7 protein-coding genes are annotated in these 11,031 nt (G+C 49.2%); 6 read left to right on the plus strand and 1 reads right to left on the minus strand.

Going from position 1 to position 11,031, the window contains the following annotated elements:
* Nucleotides 1-370 precede the first annotated feature (370 nt).
* Complete coding sequence (gene pabB / locus H579_RS0117985) at nt 371-1,786, minus strand: aminodeoxychorismate synthase component I (RefSeq protein WP_028301828.1); 1,416 nt, start codon at nt 1,784-1,786, stop codon at nt 371-373.
* Between the two features lie 258 nt (nt 1,787-2,044).
* Between pabB and H579_RS0117990 the strand changes: the two genes are divergently transcribed.
* The 6 genes from H579_RS0117990 (at nt 2,045) to prpF (ending at nt 10,358) form a co-directional block, all read left to right on the plus strand.
* Nucleotides 2,045-2,959: an alpha/beta fold hydrolase gene (locus tag H579_RS0117990; RefSeq protein WP_157834653.1), complete on the plus strand. Its 915-nt coding sequence runs from the start codon at nt 2,045-2,047 to the stop codon at nt 2,957-2,959.
* Nucleotides 2,960-3,181: 222 nt separating this feature from the next.
* Nucleotides 3,182-3,886, plus strand: a complete 705-nt coding sequence (locus tag H579_RS0117995) for a GntR family transcriptional regulator (protein ID WP_028301830.1) — start codon at nt 3,182-3,184, stop codon at nt 3,884-3,886.
* Nucleotides 3,887-3,899: 13 nt separating this feature from the next.
* Nucleotides 3,900-4,790 (plus strand): methylisocitrate lyase, encoded by an 891-nt coding sequence (prpB, locus tag H579_RS0118000; RefSeq protein WP_028301831.1) that lies wholly within the window; start codon nt 3,900-3,902, stop codon nt 4,788-4,790.
* Between the two features lie 113 nt (nt 4,791-4,903).
* Complete coding sequence (gene prpC, locus H579_RS0118005) at nt 4,904-6,031, plus strand: bifunctional 2-methylcitrate synthase/citrate synthase (RefSeq protein WP_028301832.1); 1,128 nt, start codon at nt 4,904-4,906, stop codon at nt 6,029-6,031.
* 201 nt (nt 6,032-6,232) lie between these two features.
* On the plus strand, nt 6,233-8,839 hold the full coding sequence (gene acnD / locus H579_RS0118010; RefSeq protein WP_028301833.1) for a Fe/S-dependent 2-methylisocitrate dehydratase AcnD: 2,607 nt from the start codon (nt 6,233-6,235) through the stop codon (nt 8,837-8,839).
* Nucleotides 8,840-9,161: 322 nt separating this feature from the next.
* A complete protein-coding gene (prpF, locus tag H579_RS0118015) occupies nt 9,162-10,358 on the plus strand; it encodes a 2-methylaconitate cis-trans isomerase PrpF (protein WP_028301834.1) in 1,197 nt (398 codons plus the stop codon).
* Nucleotides 10,359-11,031: the final 673 nt, after the last annotated feature.

The following is an 11,031-nucleotide window of genomic DNA, read 5'->3' on the forward strand; positions in this document are numbered from 1 at the left end:
GGATATTCTCAAAAAATAGGAATATCCCTGCATAAATCGCAATTTTTTCTGATTTTTAAGCCTATTGACAGCTTAAGTCCGACAGGCTGCTAGGCAATAATGAAGGTGCAAACTGATAATCACCTTTTTGAAAATGTTTGGGCGCTGATGGCGAAGTTTATCCTTACAGAGCGTCAAACAGTCAACCCGCAGATATAAGAAAACAGCAGTAACATAGAGCTATAGATAGCCTCTAAGCACCTACACAGAAGTTTTTCGACATTTATCCCCTTATCATCTCCGGCCACTGGTCGGAGATGATAGAAATATTTATGCTCAGGTGCTTAGCAGCAGCCATAACGTTGTGGCTGCTGATAAGCGTTAACAAAGTTTAGAACTGCTCCAGAAAGTCAGGCTGTAGTGAGCAGATTATTTTGCCGACCTTGTGCAGTGTCTCTTCGTATTCACTATTTGCCTCTGAGTCATACACAATACCTCCACCGGCACTGCAATCCAGTCGGCGTGCTTTTGGGTATGCAGCTTTCCCTTCTCTTTCTGTTTTGTTTTCTGCTTCATCCGCAGAGCCTGTTGTAGTCAGAGGGCTTTCCTGAATAGTACGGATGGTAATACTGCTATCCATCTGGCCACGAAAATCGATATAAGCCACAGAGCCGCAATAGATGCCCCGGCGGGTCGGTTCCAGCTCGTCGATAATCTCCATCGCCCGGATCTTAGGTGCGCCAGTAATGGAACCGCCAGGGAAGCTGGCTTTTAACAGATCGATGGCACTTTTATCTGAATTGAGCTGACCGGTGACGGTGCTGACTAAGTGATGCACATTAGCATAGCTTTCTAACGCAAACAGATGAGGCACCTTAACACTGCCGGGTTGGCAGGCGCGGCTTAAGTCATTGCGCAGCAGGTCGACAATCATCAGGTTCTCAGCGCGGTTCTTAATGCTGGCCTGAAGTTCTTCGGCGATAGCATTATCCTGCTCTGGGTCTGAATGTCTTGGTGCGGTACCTTTAATCGGTTTGGTTTCAACCTGACCCTGATCCAGTTTCAGGAAGCGTTCCGGTGAAACACTCAGCACCTTGTAATCACCAAAATCCAGATAAGCACTGAAAGGTGCAGGCGTGGCTTGGCGCATCTGCAGGTAAGCCAGCCAGCTATCCCCAGTGATCTCGGCACTAAAACGTTGGGTAAAGTTGATCTGATAACAATCACCGGCCCGGATATAGTCGATAATCTGCTCAAAGCGCTGGCAGTATTCTTCACGGCTCAGGTTCGGCGTAAAGGGTTTGCTAAGCTTAAAGCCGTTGGTTTGTATCTCTGTTTCAGATGTTGCTTGAACTAACTGTTCCAGCTCATCCAGCTGCTGCACTGGAGCAACCAGATAAGCCGTTTGTTGTTGATGATCCACAACAATGGCCCATAGATAGATGCCACCAATCAGATCAGGGAAGTGAGTATCATCCTGGGCCTGCTCTGGTAGTTTTTCCAGTTCACGTCCTAGGTCATAACTTAAGCTGCCAATAAAGCCACCTGTAAAGGGCAGTTCCGTCTCTGGTAGAGATTCCGGGCACAATTTATTCAGTTGCTGCTGCAGATAGTCCAGTGTTGAGCGATCAGCCAGCTGCTGGCTATTAATCAGCTGTATGGGATCTGCCGCGACGATGTCATAACGCCCGGAGGGACTCTTGGGTTGTCCGCTGTCCAGCAGCACAGGGTAAGGAAGATGACGCACCTGCTGGAAATATTCGCTACCTGCCTTAAAAGGCAGTGTTGTGATTTTAATCGATAGCATAGGGATAGAAACGCAACGGCTCGGAAAAACGCCATATTCTAACGGCTTTTACTTTAGTAGCCTATCTTTCCTGCTGATATCTCTGTAACTATCCCGTGATAATGACCTCGGCAACTGCTTGTCTTAATAGGTAATTTCACTTTTACTGTTACGAATCTTACTGATATGGCCGAGGGTTTCCCCTTTTTCAGACCTCAGTAAGTCTATAACTAGAAAGAATTCCATTAGAAAGCACTGCAGACAGAACTAGGAATGATTATGGCAGAACATTACCAGTGTCAGACCGGACACTTGCCAACCGACGGTTATCAGATCTTTTATCGTATCTATCGCAATCCTCACTGCCATAGCGGTCGGCGTATGTTGATGCTGCACGGTGCAGGTGTAGATGGTGGTTTTACTTGGGAGCCGACCCTGCACCATCTACATAGCTGGAGCGAGGTGCTGGTGCCAGATCTTAGAGGGATGGGGCGCAGTGTTCCTTTAGAACATAATCAAGGTTTAGGTGTTCCTTTAGCGCATAAGCAAGGCTCAGATGTGGTCGAAGCACAAGATAGCGCTTTTGTTATAGAAGACGTTGTCGACGATGTACAGGCACTGCTGGATCACCTGGGTTGGTTTGAGATGGATCTGGCGGGTTACTCCTTTGGTGGTTTAACGGCTATGTTGCTGAAGCAGCGTCGTCCGTCAGCTTTTGTGAATACCTATCTATTAGAGCCCGCTTTTATGGAACGTGTGGATCTGGAAGAGATGCGTCAGGTGCGGGAAACCTATTCCCAGGCCGCAGCCATGATGCGTGATCTGCCGGAGCCGGAAACTGGTATTACACGGTTTCTGGATCAGATTTCACCTCGTCGTTCCAAATCTCAGCGTGTGGAGCATGCTACCGTACATAGGCTGAAAAACCGTGTGCTGGGTTTTTCCTATGCGCTGGATGCGGTGACCGATGCCGTACAGCGTTTAGATCGTGATGCTTTGCTAGAGGCTCAGCAGCGGGTAATCAGTTTTGTTGGTAAGAAAAGCCTGGAGACCATGAAGGAGTGTCACCAGTTGCAACAAGACCGTTTTGATGACTGGCAGTACGTCGAAGTGGTGGGGTGTGATCACTCTCTACCGTTCCAAAAACCTTCCCGAATTGCCGATATCATGGAAAGAAGTGTCAGCAATTTATGAAACCCAGATGACAGATCGTCGACAATCTATAGATTGTGACTCATCGGTCTTGATTTGTCTTTCTTGATATCTGTTTGATTTTTAAATAAAAAATAAAAGATTAGTCTGTGGTCTGTTCAAGATTGTAGACAAATTATACTTTGGTTCAGCTTGACGATTTTCAGTAGAGTGTCTACAGTTCACTGCATCTAGAAGATTGTCGACAATTAATAAGAAGAACACATGACTATGTCAGACGTTCCGTATGCATACGAAGAGGGTGAGACCCGTACCCTCGCTGATCGGGTGTTTGAGCAGATTCAAACTGCGATCGTAAAAGGTGATATACCGCCGGGCAGTAAGATTACCGAGCCGGGATTGGCGAAAGAGTACGGTATCAGTCGGGGACCTCTGCGTGAGGCGATCCGTCGCCTGGAAGGCCGCCGTCTGATCAAGCGCATACCCCATGTGGGTGCGCGGGTAGTTTCACTTTCTTTTGAAGAACTCTTGGATATCTATGATGTGCGTGAAGCGATGGAAGGCATGGCCTGTCGTCTGGCGGCACGCAACATGACAGAAGAAGAGATCCAGGGTTTAAAAGAGCTGCTGCAGCGACACGAAGAAGCGGCAGAACTGCAGGAAGGTGTGGCGTACTACCAGAAAGAAGGTGATTTGGACTTTCACTTCCGCATTGTACTCGGAAGTAAAAATGAAAAGCTGACCGAGCTGTTATGTGGTGAGCTTTATCATCTGGTCCGCATGTATCGCTATCAGTTCAGCGCCTCAAGTTCACGTCCGAAAAGGGCGTTTGAAGAGCACCACCGAATTGTGGATGCCATCGAGCAGAGGGATGAGGAGCTGGCTGAGATGCTAATGCGCAGGCATATCAGTGCCTCGCGTAAAAATGTAGAACAACGACTGCGCGAATATAAGGCAGAACAACCCTAAGAAGGAATAACCCATGACTAAGCTGACTGCGGGTGCACGTTTCCGTAAGGCACTGGCCGAAACAAATCCACTTCAAATTGTTGGTACTACCAACGCCTACCACGCCATGATGGCGGAACGTGTAGGTCACAAGGCGATTTACCTGTCCGGTGGCGGTGTTGCAAACCACTCCTACGGTCTGCCTGATCTGGGTATGACTTCTATGAATGACGTACTGGCGGATGTCAGTCGTATCACCAGTGCGGTTGAAACGCCTCTGATGGTGGATATCGACACCGGTTGGGGTGGCGCATTCAATATCTCCCGTACCGTTAAAGAGATGATCAAGGCGGGTGCTGCTGCGGTTCATATTGAAGACCAGGTTGCCCAAAAGCGTTGTGGTCACCGTCCAAACAAAGAGATCGTATCTCTGCAAGAGATGGTTGATCGTGTTAAAGCGGCGGTTGATGCTAAAACTGATGACGACTTCTTTGTAATGGCGCGTACCGATGCGTTCCAGATGGAAGGTCTGAATGCGGCTGTTGAACGTGCGCAAGCGTGCCTGGAAGCCGGTGCTGATGGTATCTTCGCTGAAGCAGTGCACACGCTGGATGACTATAAGGCATTCTCCGACGGCATCAATGGTGCGCACCTGCTGGCGAACATCACCGAATTCGGTGCGACGCCACTATTTAATACTAAAGAACTGGCTGAAAATGGTGCCACAATGGTGTTATATCCTCTGTCAGCCTTCCGTGCGGCTAATAAAGCGGCGCTGAATGTTTATGAAGCCCTGCTGCGTGACGGTGACCAAAAAGCGGTAGTGGATACCATGCAGACCCGTATGGAACTGTATGATTTCCTGAACTACCACGACTTCGAGCAGAAGCTGGACGCTCTGTTTGCAGAAGGCAAAAACAAGTAAGAGACACTGATCACCCCGGCAGAAGCTTTCTGTGCGGGGTGTGTAGTTAAAGAATCGATTGGAACGTTTAATAACAAGAATCTGACTCTGAGCGGTCGCAAAGGAGCATAGTAATGGTAGATAAGAAATTAAGTGGTGCAGGTCTGCGTGGTCAATCTGCAGGTGAAACAGCACTGTGTACTGTGGGTAAAACCGGTGCAGGTCTGACCTATCGTGGTTATGATATGAAAGAACTGGCTGAAAAAGCCCTGTTTGAAGAAGTATCCTACCTGTTAGCTTACGGCAAACTGCCTAACCAGGCTGAGTTAGACGCTTATATGGCTAAGCTGAAGACTCTGCGTGCTCTGCCTGAGCCGCTGAAAGTGGTTCTGGAGCAGATCCCTGCTGATGCTCACCCTATGGATGTGATGCGTACCGGTATCTCCATGTTGGGTAATCTGGAAGAAGAGAAAGACTTCTCTGAGCAGACTGATCATATCGATCGTATGATGGCGATCTTCCCGGGTATCATCAACTACTGGTACAACTTCAGCCATAACGGTAAGCGTATCAATGTAGAAACGGATGCTGAGTCCATCGCTGAGCAGTTTCTGTGGACTCTGCATGACAAGAAGCCTGATCCACTGCACGTTAAAGTGATGCACGCTTCTCTGATTCTATACGCCGAGCACGAGTTTAACGCCTCTACCTTTACTGCGCGTGTTTGTGCTTCTACGCTGTCTGATATTCACAGCTGTGTGACCGCTGCGATCGGCTCTCTGCGAGGCCCTCTGCACGGTGGTGCAAACGAAGCAGCTATGGCGATGATCGAAAACTGGCGTTCTGCTGATGAAGCGGAAGAAGCGATCATGGGTATGTTGGAACGTAAAGAGAAGATCATGGGCTTCGGTCACGCGATCTACCGTGAGTCTGATCCACGTAACGCCATCATTAAAGAGTGGTCCAAGAAGCTGTCTGAACAGGTAGGTGATGAGTACCTGTATGCGGTTTCTGAGCGTGTTGAAGCGGTTATGTGGCGTGAGAAGAAACTGTTCTGTAACGCAGACTTCTTCCATGCATCCGCTTACCACTTTATGGATATTCCAACGAAACTGTTTACGCCAATCTTCGTATGTTCCCGTGCATCCGGTTGGACTGCTCACGTCATGGAGCAGCGTGCCAACAACCGTATCATCCGTCCTTCTGCTGACTACACGGGTCCGGAAAGTGCGGAGTGGGTTGCTATCGAAGATCGCGACTGAGTTATAAGGCGGGGCCGGATACGATACTTGCCTCTAATGCCCTGAGCCCCTGCCTTTTTTATTCTGGCTGCCGGACTTCCGGCAGCCATGCTAATACCTGATTAGCCTGACTGACGATAAATTACAGAAAAGGCCAACAGGAACCAGCCCTCCGGCTTACGCCTGTCGTCTTTGCTGCCATTTTTAATGGGTTCCCGAGCTATGAACACTGAATTTCGTAAATCTCTACCAGGTACTTCACTGGATTACTTTGACACCCGCGCGGCGGTTGAAGCGATCAAGCCTGGTTCTTATGCTACTTTACCTTATACCTCTCGCGTACTGGCTGAGCAGTTGGTACGTCGTTGTGAGCCTGAGGCGCTGACCGATTCCCTGAAACAGCTGATCAACCGTGAGCGCACCCTGGATTTTCCTTGGTATCCTGCACGTGTGGTTTGTCACGACATTCTGGGGCAGACCGCACTGGTGGATCTGGCAGGTCTGCGTGATGCGATTGCTGAACAAGGTGGTGACCCGGCTGCGGTTAACCCGGTTGTACCAACTCAGCTGATCGTTGACCACTCTCTGGCGGTAGAAGCACCGGGGTTTGATCCGGATGCGTTTGAGAAAAACCGTGCCATTGAAGATCGTCGTAACGATGACCGTTTCCACTTTATCGACTGGTGTAAGACTGCGTTTGATAACGTAGACGTGATCCCAGCGGGTAACGGTATTATGCACCAGATTAACCTGGAGAAGATGTCTCCGGTGATCCAAAACCGCGACGGTATTGCTTACCCAGATACTTGTGTGGGGACGGATTCTCACACGCCACACGTTGATGCACTGGGTGTGATCGCGATCGGTGTCGGTGGTCTGGAAGCCGAAAACGTAATGCTGGGTCTGCCATCCATGATGCGCCTACCAGACATCGTCGGTGTGAAGATTGTTGGGGAGCGTCAGCCAGGTATAACGGCCACGGATATCGCACTGGCGATGACCGAATTCCTGCGTAACGAGAAAGTGGTTTCTGCTTACCTGGAATTCTTCGGCCCAGGTGCTTCGACTCTGTCTATCGGTGACCGTGCGACGCTGTCTAATATGACGCCTGAGTACGGTGCCTCTGCGGGTATGTTCTATATTGATGAGCAAACCATCGACTACCTGAAGTTGACTGGGCGTGAGCCTGAGCAGGTGGCTCTGGTTGAGCAGTACGCGAAAGAAACGGGTCTGTGGGCAACGGATCTGGAGAATGCGGAATACGAGCGTGTTCTGGAGTTTGATCTGTCGACTGTCGTGCGTAACATGGCTGGCCCTTCTAACCCGCACCGTCGTCTGCCGACCTCTGCGCTGACCGAGCGTGGTATTGCAGGTCAGGATATGCTGACTGCTGCAAAAGCGGAAGAAGCAGAAGGCCTGATGCCGGATGGGGCGGTAATTATCGCGGCGATCACCTCTTGTACCAATACCTCTAACCCACGCAACGTAGTGGCTGCCGGTCTGTTGGCTAAGAAAGCCAACGAACTGGGCCTGGTACGTAAGCCTTGGGTTAAGACCTCTTTTGCACCAGGTTCTAAAGTTGCAAAATTGTACCTGGAAGAAGCGGGTCTGCTGTCTGAGCTGGAAAAACTGGGCTTCGGTATCGTAGCGTACGCCTGTACAACCTGTAACGGTATGTCCGGTGCGCTGGATCCTGTGATCGAGAAAGAAGTGGTTGAACGTGATCTATACGCTACGGCGGTACTGTCCGGTAACCGTAACTTTGACGGTCGTATCCACCCGCACGCTAAGCAAGCGTTCCTGGCATCTCCTCCTCTGGTTGTGGCTTACGCAATCGCAGGTACTGTGCGTTTTGATATCGAGCAGGATGTACTGGCGGTTGTTGATGGTAAAGAGATCACACTGAAAGATCTGTGGCCATCCGATGAAGAGATTGATGCAATCGTAGCCAAGGCGGTTAAGCCTGAGCAGTTCAACCAGATCTACATTCCTATGTTTAATCTGGGCGATATTGAGCGAGCGGAAAGCCCGCTGTACGACTGGCGTCCAATGTCGACCTATATCCGCCGTCCTCCATACTGGGAAGGTGCACTGGCAGGTGAGCGTACCATGAAAGGTATGCGTCCACTGGCGGTACTGGGTGACAACATCACCACCGACCACCTGTCGCCATCTAATGCGATTCAGGCCAACTCTGCTGCTGGTGAATACTGCGCGAAAATGGGACTGCCGGAAGAGGACTTCAACTCTTACGCGACTCACCGTGGTGACCACCTGACCGCACAACGTGCCACCTTCGCCAACCCTAAACTGTTGAATGAAATGGTTCGTGATGAAAACGGTGAAGTGAAACAAGGCTCTCTGGCACGTATCGAGCCTGAAGGCACTGAAAGCCGTATGTGGGAAGCGATTGAAACCTACATGGAGCGTAAGCAGAACCTGATTATTATTGCGGGTGCTGACTACGGTCAGGGTTCTTCTCGCGACTGGGCGGCGAAAGGTGTGCGTCTGGCTGGCGTTGAAACCATCGTTGCTGAAGGTTTCGAGCGTATCCACCGTACTAACCTGGTGGGTATGGGTGTACTGCCGGTTCAGTTTAAAGACGGCGATACCCGCAACACTTACGCTATTGATGGTACTGAGACATTTGACATCGAAGGTGATATCTCTCCTCGTTGTGATCTGACGCTGATCATCAACCGCGCCAACGGCGAGAAGGTTGAAGTACCTGTGACTTGTCGTCTGGATACCGCAGCTGAAGTACATGTGTACAAAGCTGGTGGTGTACTGCAGAAGTTTGCTAAAGACTTCCTGCAAAGCAACGCTTAAGCGGTGTTAATCAGTCGCACCTGGTGTGGCTGATTACCAATCGATCCGCTGTGTTTTTATCGTGCAGCACAGTGGGTCGATTCTTTTTTGTATCACTGCTAGGTGAAAGCCTTTAAAGCTTGTCAAAGACAAAGAATTAAAAGTAATGAAATAGAAGTACCAACTCAACGAGCAGCTTAAAGATAGCGAGAGAGTGCTTAATTATCTTGTCCGGAAATACCAAATATCTTGGTGTTTATCGTCAATATCATTAAGTGTTTTCTGAATCGCGGTAAAACGACTAAGAACAACTTACCGCCCAGTTATACAGGACAGCATAAATATGGCACACGTACCTCAAATTAAGATTCCAGCGACCTATTTCCGTGGCGGCACCAGTAAAGGTGTTTTCTTCCGTCGTCAGGATCTGCCTGAAGTGGCGCAGGAGCCCGGTGAAGCAAGGGATAAGATTCTGATGCGTGTGATTGGTAGTCCAGATCCATACGGTCAGCAGATCGATGGTATGGGGGGGGCGACTTCCAGTACGTCTAAAACCGTGATTCTGGATAAGAGTACTCAGCCTGACCATGATGTGGATTACCTGTTTGGTCAGGTAGCGATCAATAAAGCATTTGTTGATTGGTCTGGTAACTGCGGTAATCTGACTGCAGCGGTAGGTGCTTTTGCCATTAGTGGTGGCCTGGTTGATCCAGAGCGTATCCCGGAAAATGGTATCTGCACTGTACGTATCTGGCAGAAAAATATTAAGAAAACCATTATCGCTCATGTGCCAATCACTAATGGTGAAGTACAGGAAACCGGTGATTTTGAACTGGATGGTGTAACTTTCCCCGCTGCTGAAGTTGTTATTGAGTTTATGGATCCGGCGGATGGCGAAGGCTCCATGTTCCCAACAGGCAATCTGGTTGATGAGCTGGAAGTGCCTGCTTTTGGTGATAAGCCCGCAGCAACTTACCAGGCCACTATGATTAATGCCGGTATCCCAACAATTTTTGTTAATGCTGAAGATATCGGTTACACCGGTACTGAGCTGCAGAAAGATATCAACGGTAATGCTGATGTTTTGGCTTGGTTTGAGCATGTACGTGCTCACGGTGCTATGAAGATGGGGCTGATCTCTGATATCGAAGAAGCGGTTGCGCGTCAGCATACGCCTAAGATCGCTTTTGTGGCTCCGGCGACGGCATATGAAGCGTCTAGCGGTAAGCAGATTTCGGCAGATGATATTGATGTCTGTGTGCGTGCGCTGTCTATGGGTAAGCTGCATCATGCCATGATGGGGACGGCTTCCGTAGCGATCGCGACTGCAGCGGCTGTGCCGGGTACGCTTGTGAATCTGGCGGCCGGTGGTGGTGAACGTGAAGCGGTAACCTTTGGTCATCCATCTGGTACTTTGCGCGTGGGTGCTGCAGCTGAACAGCAGGAGAACGGTGACTGGACTGCTAAGAAAGCAGTAATGAGTCGTAGTGCTCGCGTGATTATGGAAGGTAACCTGCGTATTCCAGGTGATACTTTCTAAGTTGTTGTAAAAGTTTATCGATAGCGTGACAGGTCTCAGAGGGAGGGAGTTGTTCGTGCTGTAGGTGAAGGCCCGAAGTGATTCAGTAAGAATTGCTTCGGGCTTTTTGCTTTCTAAGACTTTTGCCTCCAGTCTCCAGTCTCCAGTCTCCAGTCTCCAGTCTCCAGTCTCCAGTCTCCAGTCTCCAGTCTCCAGTCTCCAGTCTCCAGTCTTTTTCTTTTTTACGCAAAATTGTGTCGCCTATTCTATGCTTGTTCTTACCCCGTTAGGTTGCTACCTCTTGCTTTCGCAGGCTTGTGTATTTTAGTGGTGTTTGCCAAGTGTTTTAGCTTACCGCAAAGTCTGTTCTGAAACTTTTTTACAAAAAAGTGAAAATAGGGGTTGTGCTTTGGTCTTCCGTGCGTATAATACGCCCTCGCTGTCACGGGGTAAGACCTCGAACAGCACCGCAACAGTCTGATTTTTCAAAAGTTTTTAACATTTTTGAAAAAGACGATTTGAAAATAAATTTCAAATCACTGTTGACAAGAGGTTTGAATGCTGTAAAATTCGTCGCCTCGGTTGAGCAAGTTAAGCGCTTGTCTCAACAAGCTCTTTAAAAATTTAGTCAGATAATTCGTGTGGGTGCTTGTCGGGATGATCTTGGAAAAGTCACAAGATTATCAAGAACAAG

This window comes from Oceanospirillum beijerinckii DSM 7166 (genome assembly GCF_000422425.1).
GTDB lineage: Bacteria > Pseudomonadota > Gammaproteobacteria > Pseudomonadales > Halomonadaceae > Oceanospirillum > Oceanospirillum beijerinckii.

Bases quoted from the DNA above. Each gene is read 5' to 3' on its own strand.
- pabB (WP_028301828.1), bottom strand. From the start codon at position 1,786: ATGCTATCGATTAAAATCACAACACTGCCTTTTAAGGCAGGTAGCGAA.
- prpC (WP_028301832.1), top strand. From the start codon at position 4,904: ATGGTAGATAAGAAATTAAGTGGTGCAGGTCTGCGTGGTCAATCTGCA.
- prpF (WP_028301834.1), top strand. From the start codon at position 9,162: ATGGCACACGTACCTCAAATTAAGATTCCAGCGACCTATTTCCGTGGC.
- prpB (WP_028301831.1), top strand. From the start codon at position 3,900: ATGACTAAGCTGACTGCGGGTGCACGTTTCCGTAAGGCACTGGCCGAA.
- H579_RS0117995 (WP_028301830.1), top strand. From the start codon at position 3,182: ATGACTATGTCAGACGTTCCGTATGCATACGAAGAGGGTGAGACCCGT.
- acnD (WP_028301833.1), top strand. From the start codon at position 6,233: ATGAACACTGAATTTCGTAAATCTCTACCAGGTACTTCACTGGATTAC.
- H579_RS0117990 (WP_157834653.1), top strand. From the start codon at position 2,045: ATGGCAGAACATTACCAGTGTCAGACCGGACACTTGCCAACCGACGGT.